The sequence below is a fragment of the Alphaproteobacteria bacterium genome (assembly GCA_016699305.1).
GTDB lineage: Bacteria > Pseudomonadota > Alphaproteobacteria.
In genome coordinates, this window is sequence record CP064970.1 from 1,758,082 (window position 1) to 1,771,713 (window position 13,632).

General features: G+C 51.2%; 13 protein-coding genes, 1 tRNA gene and 2 rRNA genes. All 16 read left to right on the plus strand.

The window, feature by feature from the left end; translation table 11 throughout:
• Positions 1 to 177: 177 nt before the first annotated feature.
• The 16 genes from IPI58_08375 (at position 178) to IPI58_08450 (ending at position 13,513) form a co-directional block, all read left to right on the plus strand.
• Positions 178 to 2,925, plus strand: a 23S ribosomal RNA gene (locus IPI58_08375).
• 98 nt (positions 2,926 to 3,023) lie between these two features.
• Positions 3,024 to 3,138 (plus strand): 5S ribosomal RNA (rrf, locus tag IPI58_08380).
• 226 nt (positions 3,139 to 3,364) lie between these two features.
• Positions 3,365 to 3,441: transfer RNA gene (locus tag IPI58_08385), tRNA-Met, on the plus strand.
• A 388-nt stretch (positions 3,442 to 3,829) separates the two neighbouring features.
• Positions 3,830 to 4,267 (plus strand): DUF2924 domain-containing protein, encoded by a 438-nt coding sequence (locus IPI58_08390; GenBank protein QQR68837.1) that lies wholly within the window; start codon positions 3,830 to 3,832, stop codon positions 4,265 to 4,267.
• Positions 4,264 to 5,676, plus strand: coding sequence for a recombinase family protein (locus IPI58_08395; GenBank protein ID QQR68838.1), 1,413 nt, complete (start codon positions 4,264 to 4,266; stop codon positions 5,674 to 5,676). Before IPI58_08390 ends, IPI58_08395 begins: the two co-directional genes overlap by 4 nt.
• A complete protein-coding gene (locus tag IPI58_08400; GenBank protein ID QQR68839.1) occupies positions 5,606 to 6,031 on the plus strand; it encodes a hypothetical protein in 426 nt (141 codons plus the stop codon). Before IPI58_08395 ends, IPI58_08400 begins: the two co-directional genes overlap by 71 nt.
• Before the next feature lie 416 nt (positions 6,032 to 6,447).
• A complete protein-coding gene (locus tag IPI58_08405; protein ID QQR68840.1) occupies positions 6,448 to 7,017 on the plus strand; it encodes a sigma-70 family RNA polymerase sigma factor in 570 nt (189 codons plus the stop codon).
• A gap of 80 nt (positions 7,018 to 7,097) precedes the next feature.
• Positions 7,098 to 7,325: a hypothetical protein gene (locus IPI58_08410; GenBank protein QQR68841.1), complete on the plus strand. Its 228-nt coding sequence runs from the start codon at positions 7,098 to 7,100 to the stop codon at positions 7,323 to 7,325.
• Positions 7,326 to 9,431, plus strand: a complete 2,106-nt coding sequence (locus IPI58_08415; protein QQR68842.1) for an AAA family ATPase — start codon at positions 7,326 to 7,328, stop codon at positions 9,429 to 9,431.
• 288 nt (positions 9,432 to 9,719) lie between these two features.
• The gene (locus IPI58_08420; protein ID QQR68843.1) at positions 9,720 to 10,130 is read left to right on the plus strand and encodes a helix-turn-helix domain-containing protein; all 411 of its coding nucleotides are present in this window, start codon (positions 9,720 to 9,722) and stop codon (positions 10,128 to 10,130) included.
• A gap of 116 nt (positions 10,131 to 10,246) precedes the next feature.
• Positions 10,247 to 10,621, plus strand: coding sequence for a DUF3489 domain-containing protein (locus tag IPI58_08425; GenBank protein ID QQR68844.1), 375 nt, complete (start codon positions 10,247 to 10,249; stop codon positions 10,619 to 10,621).
• A 109-nt stretch (positions 10,622 to 10,730) separates the two neighbouring features.
• Positions 10,731 to 11,228, plus strand: a complete 498-nt coding sequence (locus tag IPI58_08430) for a hypothetical protein (protein QQR70109.1) — start codon at positions 10,731 to 10,733, stop codon at positions 11,226 to 11,228.
• A 10-nt stretch (positions 11,229 to 11,238) separates the two neighbouring features.
• A complete protein-coding gene (locus IPI58_08435; GenBank protein QQR68845.1) occupies positions 11,239 to 11,466 on the plus strand; it encodes a hypothetical protein in 228 nt (75 codons plus the stop codon).
• A 2-nt stretch (positions 11,467 to 11,468) separates the two neighbouring features.
• Positions 11,469 to 11,789 (plus strand): hypothetical protein, encoded by a 321-nt coding sequence (locus tag IPI58_08440; GenBank protein QQR68846.1) that lies wholly within the window; start codon positions 11,469 to 11,471, stop codon positions 11,787 to 11,789.
• A gap of 120 nt (positions 11,790 to 11,909) precedes the next feature.
• Positions 11,910 to 12,233: a helix-turn-helix transcriptional regulator gene (locus tag IPI58_08445; protein ID QQR68847.1), complete on the plus strand. Its 324-nt coding sequence runs from the start codon at positions 11,910 to 11,912 to the stop codon at positions 12,231 to 12,233.
• A 71-nt stretch (positions 12,234 to 12,304) separates the two neighbouring features.
• Positions 12,305 to 13,513, plus strand: a complete 1,209-nt coding sequence (locus IPI58_08450; protein ID QQR70092.1) for a HipA domain-containing protein — start codon at positions 12,305 to 12,307, stop codon at positions 13,511 to 13,513.
• The last annotated feature ends 119 nt before the right edge of the window (positions 13,514 to 13,632 follow it).

The following is a 13,632-nucleotide window of genomic DNA, read 5'->3' on the forward strand; positions in this document are numbered from 1 at the left end:
TCGTGAAGAGAGTCCGAAATGTCCGAGTCAGATCGGTCGTCGCAAGATGGCTGTGAGATATCGGGCATGTAAACCGATGCTGAGAAAAAAATGCGAGGTTCAGAAAGCATGAAACTAGGTCTTCTTGACGCAAGTCAAAAGGCACTGAAATTCCTGCTCTCTGTTTACTGAAGCAAAGATCAAGCGTCATAAGGGCATTTGGTGGATGCCTTGGCACTGAGAGGCGATGAAGGACGTAGCACGCTGCGATAAGTTTCGGGAAGCCGCGAGCAGGCATTGATCCGAAAATTTCCGAATGGGGAAACCCACGTCATTTGACGTATCGACGTCTGAATACATAGGACGCCGAAGCAAACCCGGGGAACTGAAATATCTCACGTACCCGGAGGAAAGGACATCAACAGAGACTCCGCTAGTAGTGACGAGCGAACGCGGACCAGGCCAGTCATTTGTGTCTTCAAACCTGAACTGTCTGGAAAGGCAGACCAAAGTAGGTGATAGTCCTGTAAGGATCGATGAAGATATAAATGCTTGAGTAAGGCGGGACACGTGAAATCCTGTCTGAACATGGGGGGACCACCCTCCAAGCCTAAGTACTCCTCAGTGACCGATAGTGCACTAGTACCGTGAGGGAAAGGTGAAAAGTACCCCAATGAGGGGGGTGAAACAGACCCTGAAACCGAATGCCTACAAACAGTCGGAGCCCGCAAGGGTGACGGCGTACCTTTTGTATAATGGGTCAGCGAGTTTGTTTATGCAGCAAGCTTAAGCCGCTAGGCGTAGGCGAAGCGAAAGCGAGTCTGAATAGGGCGCGAAGTTGCATGAACAAGACCCGAAACCTGGTGATCTATCCATGGGCAGGTTGAAGGTGCGGTAACACGCACTGGAGGACCGAACTCACGCCTGTTGAAAAAGTCGGAGATGACCTGTGGATAGGGGTGAAAGGCCAATCAAACTAGGAAATAGCTGGTTCTCCGCGAAATCTATTTAGGTAGAGCGTCGGATGATGACCATCGGGGGTAGAGCACTGGATGGGCTAGGGGGGCGCGAGCCTTACCAAACCCAACCAAACTCCGAATACCGATGAGTTTAATCCGGCAGGCAGTCCATGGGTGCTAAGGTCCGTGGACGAAAGGGAAACAGCCCAGACCAACAGCTAAGGTCCCAAAATCGTGGCTAAGTGGGAAAGGATGTGGGAAGACCATAACAACCAGGAGGTTGGCTTAGAAGCAGCCATCCTTTAAAGAAAGCGTAACAGCTCACTGGTCTAATAGTCAGCCTGCGCCGAAAATGTAACGGGGCTCAAGCCATGTACCGAAGCTTTGGGTGTATGCCGATAAGGCATACGCGGTAGCGGAGCGTTCCGTAAGCCAGTGAAGGATGACCCGTGAGGGCATCTGGAGGTATCGGAAGTGAGAATGCTGACATGAGTAGCGATAAAGAGTGTGAAAGACACTCTCGCCGAAAGTCCAAGGGTTCCTGCGCAAGGTTCATCCACGCAGGGTTAGCCGGTCCCTAAGACGAGGCCGAAAGGCGTAGCCGATGGGAACCACGTCAATATTCGTGGGCCAGCCGAAGGTGACGGAGATGCAAGGATGTTCAGGCTTAACGGATTGTCTGGGCGTCGATGCAACTTCCAGGAAATAACCTCGGCAATTGACCGTACCCTAAACCGACACAGGTGGACGCGTAGAATATACTCAGGCGCTTGAGAGAATGGTGTTGAAGGAACTCGGCAAAATCCCCTCGTAACTTCGGGAGAAGAGGGCCCTATCTTTGGGCAACCAGAGATAGGGGGCACAGAATCGGGGGTGGCGACTGTTTAGCAAAAACACAGGGCTCTGCGAAGTCTCACATGACGACGTATAGGGCCTGACGCCTGCCCGGTGCCGGAAGGTTAAGAGGAGGGGTGCAAGCTCCGAATTGAAGCCCCGGTAAACGGCGGCCGTAACTATAACGGTCCTAAGGTAGCGAAATTCCTTGTCGGGTAAGTTCCGACCTGCACGAATGGCGTAACGACTTCCCCGCTGTCTCCAACACCAACTCAGCGAAATTGGATTCCCCGTGAAGATACGGGGTACCCGCGGTTAGACGGAAAGACCCCATGAACCTTTACTACAGCTTTGCAGTGGTATGAGGGATTGCATGTGTAGGATAGGCGGGAGACTTTGAAGCCGGGGCGCAAGCCTTGGTGGAGTCACCCTTGAAATACCGCCCTTGCGATCTTTTATATCTAACCAGTCTCCACAATCGGGAGATGGGACCCTGCATGGCGGGTAGTTTGACTGGGGCGGTCGCCTCCCAAAGAGTAACGGAGGCGCGCGATGGTAGGCTCAGGCTGGTCGGAAATCAGCCGCTGAGTGCAATGGCATAAGCCTGCCTGACTGCGAGACCCACAAGTCGAGCAGAGACGAAAGTCGGTCATAGTGATCTGGTGGTCCCGTGTGGAAGGGCCATCACTCAACGGATAAAAGGTACTCTGGGGATAACAGGCTGATGACGCCCAAGCGTCCATAGCGACGGCGTCGTTTGGCACCTCGATGTCGGCTCATCACATCCTGGGGCTGGAGAAGGTCCCAAGGGTTTGGCTGTTCGCCAATTAAAGTGGTACGCGAGCTGGGTTCAAAACGTCGTGAGACAGTTTGGTCCCTATCTGCCGTGGGTGTAGGAATGTTGAGAGGAGCTGTCCCTAGTACGAGAGGACCGGGATGGACGCACCTCTGGTGTACCAGTTGTCACGCCAGTGGCATCGCTGGGTAGCTACGTGCGGACGAGATAAACGCTGAAAGCATCTAAGCGTGAAACTTACCTCGAAACTAGCATTCCCTGAAGAGCCGTGGTAGACCACCACGTTGATAGGCTGGGTGTGGAAGGATGGTAACATCTGAAGCTTACCAGTACTAATGGCTCGTTCGGCTTGATCTTCTTCAGTAGGCAGTGACCAGGAATGTCCGGACACGCTTGACTGATGTCGCGTGTTCTTTCTTGCATCGGTTTTCGGTTTCATCTGTCTATCCTGCTGACCTGGTGGTTGGAGCGAAGGGGTAACACCCGATCCCATCCCGAACTCGGCCGTGAAGACCTTCAGCGCCGATGGTACTGCGTCCTAAGACGTGGGAGAGTAGGTCACTGCCAGGTCAGTTGGATAGATGGTTGGAACTGAATGATGTCATGCATGATCGCATGACAAAATCGGACTCTCAAACGATGCGCCTTATCCTCTTGGACATGGTCGCGACAAAGCAGGTCATGAATAGTCAGTCTCTTCTTTTTGAAGTGTGCTGGGTTTCATGATCTTTTTTGTGCGCTATGAAAATGAAGAACGGCTCAGTGAAGGTTTCATAGTTCCGTTAGATTTCGGTGACGCGGGGTGGAGCAGCTTGGTAGCTCGTCAGGCTCATAACCTGAAGGTCGCAGGTTCAAATCCTGCCCCCGCAACCAATTTCATCAAAACAAACTTTTCTCAAACCGCCTTCGGGCGGTTTTTGCGTTTGGAAAACCCCATATTTTGTGGGCTTTCGCGCAATACCTGTTCCCAAACCTCTGCACAAACATGACGGTATTTTGCCCCCATTTGGGGTGTTTGGGGCGTTTTCTCTCAAAACCTGAAGGCTTTTTCAAAACGACCTTCAGGTTGTCATGTACTTGATTATCAAGGCTTTGAATGTCCGAACATTTTCGGGTTTTTCTGGGTTCGATTGCTCCCCCAATAATCAAAAAAACATCTTGCCATCGTCGTTTTCCTGCCTGACCGCATACCAGTCATTTGAGAGTTTTTTGCTGGACTAATCCCTCCAGCGAAGCATGTATGCGAACCCGAGGTAAAACGATGCAGAACAATGACTTAGAACAAAAAATAGCCGCCTTGCCCTTTGAATCCATGAAGGAGCTGAAGGCGCTGTGGCAAAGCTATTTCAACGAACCCGCACCGGTGTTTAACAAAGCTACGCTGGTGCAGAAGCTGGCCTACCGGATGCAGGAGCTGGAATATGGTGGCTTGAAACCTGATGTACGGGAGCAGCTGCGGGATCTGGCCAATGGGGGTAAGCTGAAGCCTGGCCGCAAATTCAAGATGAAGATCCGCCCGCCTGCTGGCACCCGCCTGATGCGGGAATATGATGGGCAGCAGCATTTCGTGACGGTTCTCACCAAAGGGTTTGAATACCAAGGCAGGGTTTACAGAAGTCTAAGCGGGATTGCATCGCTCATCACGGGCACGCGCTGGAGCGGTACAGCCTTCTTTGGCCTGGATGGAGGTGCGCGATGAACAAGCCCGTTGCCGAACAACCCCGCCGCCTGCGCTGCGCCATCTACACCCGCAAATCATCTGAGGAAGGGTTGGATCAAGAATACAACTCCCTGGATGCCCAGCGCGATGCGGGTGAAGCCTATATAGCCTCGCAAAAGCATGAAGGCTGGATGATGGTGCCGGAGTTTTATGATGACGGTGGGTTTTCTGGCGGCAATCTGGAACGGCCTGCGCTTAAACGCCTGCTCGATGATATCCGCGCTGGGAAGATTGATATTGTGGTCGTTTATAAGGTCGACCGTATTTCCCGCTCGCTTACAGACTTTGCCAGCATCGTGCAGATTTTTGATCAGCATAATGTCTCGTTCGTTTCCGTCACCCAGAATTTTAATACCACCAGCTCGATGGGGCGGTTGACGCTGAACATCTTATTGAGCTTTGCGCAGTTTGAACGCGAAGTGATCGGCGAGCGCATTCGGGATAAGTTTGCAGCCAGTAAACGTAAAGGGATTTTTATGGGCGGTGCATTGCCGCTGGGTTATCGCGTCGAAGACCGCAAGCTCTATGTTGTTCCAGAAGAGGCCGAGATTGTACGGCATGTTTTTGAACGCTTCGTCGCCATCAAATCGATTACCAAACTACTCAAAGAACTGCATATCGCAGGCTATCGCACGAAGCATTATACCAGCGGCACAGGCCAGATACGCGGTGGTCAAAAGATGGATAAGCAGTATGTGTACCGCATCCTGAAAAATCAGCTTTATCTGGGGAAGATCGTGCACAAGGATAATGTGTATGACGGTCAGCATGAGCCGATTATCGAGCAAGATTTGTTCGATAAAGTTCAGAAGATATTCAAAGATAGTCCTGTCAGCCGCGCCAATCACACCCGAAACCAACACCCCGCTTTGCTGCGCAGCCTGGTCGAATGCAAATGCTGCAATTGCATGATGACGCCGACCTTCACCAAGAAAAACAATCGTATCTATCGGTACTACACGCCGACCACCGTCAACCGACAATCTTATGCCGATTGCAAGGTGGGCAATGTGCCAGCATCGGAGCTGGATACATTGGTGGTCGCTCATATTCGCCAAATGATCCAGTCCCCTGAAATGCTGACCAAAATACAAGGGTTGATGAAAGAGAAAAAAATCAGTGATTTTGGTTTTGAAGAGGCGCGTCAGCAGATCAAAGATTTTGATGCGTTCTGGCAAAATCTGAAGCTTACCGAGCAACAGCGCATCGCAGAACTTTTGGTCAAACGCGTTTTTGTGAATACGGATGAGGTGAAGATTGATCTGCGCCTCGATGGATTTCTAACTCTTATCAATCAATACAGACAAGGAGATAGCGATGCAGTACCACCTGCACGAGGACGGAAACATCCTCAGCATTCGGATGCCCGTGTGCTTCAAGCGGCGTAGCTCCCGCAAGATGATCATTGCGCCTTCAGGCGCTGCGGCGTTGTTGAACAATATTGATCTGAAAGCACAAAAACCAGACCAGTCGTTTGTTACCGCGCTGGTGAAAGCCTTTCAATGGCAGGATCTTGTTGATCAGGGCGTTTACGCTAGTCCGAAAGAATTGGCCGAAAAAGAAAATATTGAAGTCACGCATGTCTATCGCCTGATACGCCTCACCATGTTGGCGCCGGACATTATTGAAGCGGTGCTGGACGGCACTCAACCGCGCTCGCTGACATTGCAAAACATTGTGCGCGGGTTTCCGATTTCATGGAAAGAACAGCGTGCGCTGTATGGGTTTTCTGAACCCCAATAATTTGTTCGAACAATCGTCATCTGCTTAGGCGATTGCATACCAGATCATCAAGCCAACAAGGAGGGCTTGATGATAGAGAGCAGAAAAAACCCCGACGAAATGACGAGTGATGAGCGCGTGCATGAGATAGCTGAAATCATTTTGCTATCTCTGCAGCGGGAAAAATTTTCCCACCGTTCTGTAAATATTCCTAAGTAAAAGACAAGCATACATAACTACGTATTCAGAACAGTAAATACGATTGTAGGTCTTCGTCATTTTCTGAATACGTTGATATGAACTGCGTGGCTATTACCAGCCAAAATTTGCGGTTTACGCAGTTGTAACTGGCGCGGTGTCTGCAATTATGGCGGGCATTTTTCTACTTTTTCTCTGGGCGAAGCGTGGCTTCGCGACAACAACCAGAGGAAAAGTAAATGTCGCAACATCGTTACCGCGGCGTAGATTTCTACGCCGCTTCTTTTGTGTCTTTTAAAGCTAAAGTTCTTATAAGGACACCTCATTACACCCACGATGACCTGGAAGATATTGAGCAAGAATTGATGCTTGCCTATCTGCTCGCCTGGCCAAGCTTTGATCCAGACAAGGGCCATTCCAAAAGCTTTATCAAAGCGGTGGTCAACAACCGCGCCGCAGAAATGCTCCGAGAAGCCGAAGCACAGAAGCGCTGGACGGGTTTAAAAACACTGTCTCTCTCCACGCCTATTGCCGATGACACGGATGCCACCATCGGTGATCAGATCATGAGTGATGAAAGTCTATGGGGCGATGTGTTCAGTGCGCAAAGTCAATCGGCAGCCGAACAGAGCATGGATACTCAAAAGCTGCTGGCGCAATTGCCGGATGACTTACGGCAGACCTATCGCCTCTTAATGGAATACAGCGTAACGGAAGCTGCCGAGCTTTTGGGTATTCCGCGCACGACCATGTCGAGCCGCTTGAAAAAGCTCAAAAAATTTATGGAGGAACATAAGAACGAAAAATAGTTGTTCGAACATCGTCGTTTTTGTCGTCGTCCGCATACCAGTCCTTCGTGAGGTCAATTTTAACCACGAGAGGAACAGTTATGACGATCACAATGACGGAAAACGAGGCCATGTTTAAGCACATTCGCCGCATGCCCGTGGGGCAGCTTAAAGCTATGCCGGATGATGAATTACAGAAAATACGAGAAGTGCTGGTCACGGAAGTCAGGGAAATCGCCCGCGCCCAGCAATGGATCGACGGGATTATCAAGCTCAAGGCCATCGAACGTGAGAAGCAGGCGGAATCTGATGAGGATGATAACGCTTAAATGGATCAGTCGCCGCCATCCAAAATCGTGTCCTTAAAACCGCCGGATGCTCAGCTGGTCAAAGCACGCTTGCTGCAAAACCTGCCAAGTGTTCTGCGGCACCTGCTGCCTGCAGGAACCATTCGTGCGGGTAAATTTATGGTGGGTAATGTCGCGGGTGATCAAGGCGATAGTTTGGTGGTTGAGCTAAACGGCACCAAGGCAGGCCTGTGGCATGATTTTGCGACAGGTGCTGGGGGCGATGTCTTGGATTTATGGGCGGTGGCCAGAGGGTTTGATCGGGCCACAAGCTTTCCGCAACTGCTGAACGATATTCAGGAACAGCAAGGCCTCGTGGATCGTGCGCCTCTGCCAGCAAAGTCTGAGCAGCGAGCCAACCCGAGACATCTGGGGAAGCCGACGGCCAAGTGGGACTATACCGATGCGGAAGGTAAAATCATCGCCTCGGTCTATCGTTATGATCCACGTCCAGGGCAGAAGGAATTCAGGCCGTGGGATGCTGTGCGCGGGGTGATGCGCGCGCCGGAGATCCGTCCGCTTTATAATCAGGTGGGTCTAAAAGCTGCTGATACCGTCTTACTAGTCGAGGGTGAGAAATGCGCCGCCGCGCTGGGTGATCTTGGCATTTGCGCCACCACGGCCATGAACGGCGCCAAAGCCCCGATTGATAAAACGGACTGGTCACCGCTCAAAGGTAAGCGCGTGATCATCTGGCCAGATAATGATGAAGCTGGGCAGATCTATGCGCGTAATGCCGCCAGTGCCGCCGCGCGCGCTGGGGCGTTATCGATTGAGATATTGAAAATCCCGCCTGATAAGCCTGCTAAATGGGATGCTGCCGATGCAGTGGCCGAGGGGTTGGATGTTCAAGCTATCTTGAATAATTGGGAACGGATGGTGGCCAAAGAAATTCCGCCGCCGCGCCAAACCCTGCCGCTTTACAGCATTGCCGAGCTGCAGCGAGATAACAGCCCGATACCGGATGATTTGATTACTCCGCGCGTGCTCACCCCAGGCGGGTTATTGGTGCTGGGTGGTGCGCCCAAGGTGGGGAAAAGCGACTTTCTTATTTCACTTCTTGCACACATGGCTGGTGGTGCGACGTTTTTAGGTTTGAGTTGTAAGCGTCCTTTGCGGATTTTTTATCTGCAGGCCGAGGTGCAATATCACTATCTGCGCGAACGCGTGCAGCGATTGGCTTTGAGCGATGCCGCCACACTTTTTCTTGATCAGAATTTTATCGTCACGTCGCAAATCTCGATCACCTTGAATGACGCTGGGATTGCGCTGGTGAGCGAGGCGGTCAAAGACCGCTTTAAGGACACACCGCCCGATATTATTGCGATTGACCCGCTGAGGAATGTCTTTGACGGCGGTGGCATGGGCGGCGAAAACGATAATGACGCGATGATGTTTTTTCTGGCGCAGAGATTGGAAGAACTGCGCCGCCGTATCAATCCCGATGCTGGAATTATTCTTGCCCACCATACGCGCAAGGCTTTCAAGAAAACGGCAGAGGAAGATCCGTTTCAAGCTTTGAGTGGCGCTGGAGCACTGCGGTCTTATTATTCATCCGGCATCATTCTGCACCGTGTGGACGAGAAACGGCCAGAACGGCTGTTGATTTTTGAGCTGCGTAATGGCCCTGAAATCCCTGCTAAAACTATTCTACGCCGTGCGCAGGGTTGGGTGGAGAGTGATGTTGATCTCGCAAAACTTATACATCAGCAGGAAGAATTACAGGCGCAGACCGAAAATATCCGTAAGACCGATACGATCATTCGCCTGATTTTTGATGAGGCTAAACATAGCCGAATTTATACCGCCAATCAATTCGCAGAGAGCTTTGAGAATAATGAAGGTTTGGGCAGTGCCCGCACCATTCGGGATCGCATCAGCACGCTGGCCAGTAAAGGCCATGTGAAGTTTTTCAAGAACGCTGATGCCTATGGCCTGCCGCTTCTGCCGCGCAGCCGCCAGGGGTATCTTTGCGTTGACGGCATGACGCTCAAAAGCGGCGCGCTGGTCATGGCCACGCACATGAAGCATCCCGACACGGGTGAAATCATCCCCACACCTGATCTCTTCAATGGGGGTGTGCTATGAGCTGCCGTCTCATTGCCGACTGCCGACTGAGTGCCAACTCACCGCCGACTGAAAGCTGCCCAAAGCCCAATAAAACATGGGTTTTGTCACAAAAATTCAGTCGGCAACTGCCGTCTCAATTTTCCAATCTGCCGACTGAGATTAAGCCAATTACTTCAATGGTTTATTTCAGTCGGCAAGTCGGCAACACCCCTCCCTCCTACGGAGGGGAGCTGACGCCGCCATCTAAATGGGCGGCGATCAGCTACCCCCATTTCTCCATCTACAAAAAAATGAAAGGAACTCTGCATGCACGACCATGAACCTGAAGAGAAAGTTTTGAGTAATGATGAAAGTTTTGTCGAAGACCGGATTCAATCTGCCGCCCGAACCTTGCGGCGTATGCCCGACGTGAAGGTGCAAGGATATTTTTCCACCTGGCCGACCATCATCCGTGAGCCGATGGAAATTCTGCAGATGGAGCCTGAAAAGATGCGCGTGCGTCCATCACAGCAGGACATCACCGATATGGAAGAAGTTTTGTTTACCTGGTTGCGCTGGATTGAACCAGAGGAACGCCGCCTTGTGTGGCTTCGGGCTGAGCGTGTGCGCTGGAAGCTGATCTGCGCCCGCATGGGCGTTGGCCGCACCAAAGCGTGGGAGATGTACCGCCGTGCATTGGCGCGGATCGCCGCGCGAGTGCCGCATATTCCTGGATAATCAAAATCAATCAACCACTGGCAAAAACAGCAATGAAATAAGCGTTTATTCAACTTGATGTTCTTGCCGAATGAAGCGTTCATGACATGAAAACCACCCGCAAAAGGAGCGATAAAATGCCTAAAAAACCAAGCAAATCCAAACCAAAACCTACCACCAAAAACAAAGTTAAAGCGGCGATAAAAACCAAAGCACAAGGCAATGGGCACCCGATTGATGAAAGCAAACTTTCTACTCCCATGCAGGCCGCGCTGGCAGGCGTTGCCGCCATGCCCGTGAAGCGGGAAACAAAGCTCACCGCACTAGTGGTCCTGTTGTCGCGGCCAGAGGGGGCAAATATTGAGGATATGATCGCCGCTACGGGCTGGCAAAAGCACACAATCCGCAGCGCACTCTCACATGCGCTGGCAAAGAAACATGGTTACCAAATCGTTTCTGAAAAGTCGGAAAACGGCGCGCGTATCTACAAAATTACGGGACGTGCACAGTGATACTAAAACAATCAACAAGCCTGATTATTCGCCATCTTTTCACGTCTTATTCAGTTGATAATCATCCGAAATGAAGCGTTCATAGAGATGTAAGCAAAGGAGAACGCCCATGAAAAACACAGAGATTTTACCGACCGAAAACAAAGAATGGGGCTTTTGGGGCACGGCTGAGCGCAACGGGTATGATGCTGAGCTGACCTGGAAAGCCGCCAGCAACTTTTTGATGGCAGAGTTTGAACTCACCACCGAACAAGCGCGTGATGTGCTGGATGCACGATTCGGTCGCCATCTTTCGGATGATTTGAGTTTTATCAAAGGCACGCTCACCGAAAAAACCATCACCGCGCATTTGAAATTGCGCATTGCCGATGCAGGTTGGCGCGAGAATTTTGAGAGTGCGATTACGGAAGTAACGGGCAAGACCTTCACCCGCAAAACACCGATGACTAAAGACGAGCTATTTACGCTGATTGCTCAGCGCCACCTCAACATTGAAACGTTAGAAACACGCAAATCGGATGGTCTGGATTTTCACGATGTTGCGGTTTGGAGCATCAAGGATGCGCTGGACGCCGCTTTTGAAGCAGGTCGCAAAGCCGAAAAATAAGGAGGAGAATATGAACCAGAGAATGCAGGAACGTGTGGATGCGTATTACAGCGGCAAAGAGCAGATCGTTGCCACTCTGATGCAAATTGCTAACCGTCTTCACAACCCACCACCAGCCGAACGCAAAATGCCGGAGCAGATTATCGCGCCCGACATCAGAAAACTCAAACAGGCGCATATGAAACTGCGCGAGATGGCCGACATCCTCGGTATTGAAACCCAAGCGTTGGAGATTTGAGCATGGCCAGAGAGATTATTCACGTTGTTTACGCCCGCAAGCCTGTCGATTGGCACGAGATTGAATCGGGTAGCCGACCTGATTGCGGTGAGGCCATCCCAACCCAAGTCTCTGAAATTCGGGAAATGACGGAAGTCGAATACAACGCCTTCATTGCCCGCCCGCTGGCAAAACGCGAATGGCTGGCAGGTAAAGGTGGTTATCAAGGCAATATCAAACAAGCCGTCGCGCTGGTCTGCCCAGGGCGCGAAACCCTCTATGTCGACCCCTCAGGCTCTGATTATGGTCGGTATGTTGGGCGTGCGGTGGCTGGCATTAATTGACGTATTCACGGCAAATACCACAATATCGGCATAACGGGCAAAAATTCCTTGATTCAATGGTCGTTATTATATACATTATTAACAGTTTTTGGATATAATAAAATACATTGGAGAATGTGAATGCCAAGGAAAACGGCCCCTTTATCCTCGACGCTGGAAGACATCCTGAGAGCGCTGGGGGAGAATATCAAGCTGGCACGCCTGCGCCGCAAGATCACGACCACGATGTTGGCTGAGCGTGCGGGCATGGGGCGTGTAACTTTGCGCAAGGTTGAAAGTGGTGACAGTGGGGTCACACTGGGCGCTTATGCAAGCGTTCTATTCTGTTTAGGGCTTGAGAAAGATTTGCTGCTGATTGGCAAAGATGATCCCTTGGGAAGGCGGCTACAGGATGCTGATATGACTCACACGAAAGAACGCGTAGCAAAACGGAAAAAACCATGAGTACAAAACGACAAACACAAAAAGCTATTCAGGTTTGTGGCCATTGGCAGGGTATGCAAGATCCCGTTGTCATGGGAACGCTCTATGCCGCTTCTGCGCGGGGCAAGGAAGTCTTTTCTTTTGAATATGATCCCGCTTGGCTGAAATCTCCATTTGCACAAATGCTAGATCCTGATCTTGGCCTGTTTTCTGGCCCGCAATATGCGCGGGATGGGCATGATAACTTTGGTCTGTTTCTTGACTCCTCGCCCGACCGATGGGGGCGTGTGTTGATGCAGCGGCGTGAAGCGCAGTTGGCAAAAGCTGAAAATCGTGATGTGCGCCCGCTCATGGAATCCGATTATCTGCTTGGCGTTTATGATGGTCACCGGATGGGTGCGCTGCGTTTCCGTCTGTCTGAGGACGGGGTTTTTCTTGATGATCAGGCCGAGATGGCGGCACCACCGTGGGCGAAATTGCGTGATCTGGAATATGCCAGTTTGCAGCTGGAGCGCGATGATGCAGAGAGCGATCAGGATTACATGAAATGGCTCAAAATGCTGATAGCACCTGGCGGCTCTCTCGGTGGTGCCCGTCCTAAGGCCAGTGTGCTTGATGAAAGTGGTCACCCTTGGATTGCAAAATTCCCCAGCCGTCGTGATGAAATCAATATCGGAAAATGGGAATATCTCGTCTACCAGTTGGCACAAGCGGCAGGTATTGAAGCAGCAGAGGCGGATGTGCGCCATTTTTCTGGCGAGTACGACACCTTTTTAACGAGGCGTTTTGACCGCACAGAAGATGGGCAGCGTGTCCATTTTGCCTCAGCTATGACTCTGCTGGGCAAGAAGGACGGCGATGGTGGTGATACTGGTGTTAGCTATCTCGATCTGGCTGATTTTCTAATGAAGAACGGCGCTCAGGTTAACAAGGACTTGGAACAGCTATGGCGACGCATCGTTTTTTATATCTGTGTATCCAACACGGATGACCATCTACGGAACCACGGTTTCCTATTGCAAGAACGTGGCTGGGTTCTTTCACCTGCCTACGATATCAATCCCGTTGCCACAGGTGGCGGGTTGGTTCTCAACATTTCTAGGGACGACAACAGCCAGAGCCTTGATCTTGTCCGCAGTGTTGCGCCTGTCTTTCGTGTCAGTAACGAAAGAGCTGAAGAGATTATCGGTGAAGTAGTTGGCGCTGTTCGTGGCTGGGTAGAGCTGGCAAAGCAACTCAAGATCTCCTCTCGCGAAATAAGCATTATGAAGAATGCATTCCGTATTGCTGAGGAAAAATAAAAAACGTCCGAACAAAAAAGATGCGGACACGGCGAACATTTTTTGGCACTCTGATCACTAGCATCGCGATACGTCCCCCGTTGTTCATCTATCCTTAAGGCTGCGCCCACAAAGCGTGG

Bases quoted from the DNA above. Each gene is read 5' to 3' on its own strand.
- IPI58_08425 (QQR68844.1), top strand. From the start codon at position 10,247: ATGCCTAAAAAACCAAGCAAATCCAAACCAAAACCTACCACCAAAAAC.
- IPI58_08405 (QQR68840.1), top strand. From the start codon at position 6,448: ATGTCGCAACATCGTTACCGCGGCGTAGATTTCTACGCCGCTTCTTTT.
- IPI58_08430 (QQR70109.1), top strand. From the start codon at position 10,731: ATGAAAAACACAGAGATTTTACCGACCGAAAACAAAGAATGGGGCTTT.
- IPI58_08420 (QQR68843.1), top strand. From the start codon at position 9,720: ATGCACGACCATGAACCTGAAGAGAAAGTTTTGAGTAATGATGAAAGT.
- IPI58_08440 (QQR68846.1), top strand. From the start codon at position 11,469: ATGGCCAGAGAGATTATTCACGTTGTTTACGCCCGCAAGCCTGTCGAT.
- IPI58_08410 (QQR68841.1), top strand. From the start codon at position 7,098: ATGACGATCACAATGACGGAAAACGAGGCCATGTTTAAGCACATTCGC.
- IPI58_08390 (QQR68837.1), top strand. From the start codon at position 3,830: ATGCAGAACAATGACTTAGAACAAAAAATAGCCGCCTTGCCCTTTGAA.
- IPI58_08400 (QQR68839.1), top strand. From the start codon at position 5,606: ATGCAGTACCACCTGCACGAGGACGGAAACATCCTCAGCATTCGGATG.
- IPI58_08445 (QQR68847.1), top strand. From the start codon at position 11,910: ATGCCAAGGAAAACGGCCCCTTTATCCTCGACGCTGGAAGACATCCTG.
- IPI58_08395 (QQR68838.1), top strand. From the start codon at position 4,264: ATGAACAAGCCCGTTGCCGAACAACCCCGCCGCCTGCGCTGCGCCATC.
- IPI58_08435 (QQR68845.1), top strand. From the start codon at position 11,239: ATGAACCAGAGAATGCAGGAACGTGTGGATGCGTATTACAGCGGCAAA.
- IPI58_08450 (QQR70092.1), top strand. From the start codon at position 12,305: ATGGGAACGCTCTATGCCGCTTCTGCGCGGGGCAAGGAAGTCTTTTCT.
- IPI58_08415 (QQR68842.1), top strand. From the start codon at position 7,326: ATGGATCAGTCGCCGCCATCCAAAATCGTGTCCTTAAAACCGCCGGAT.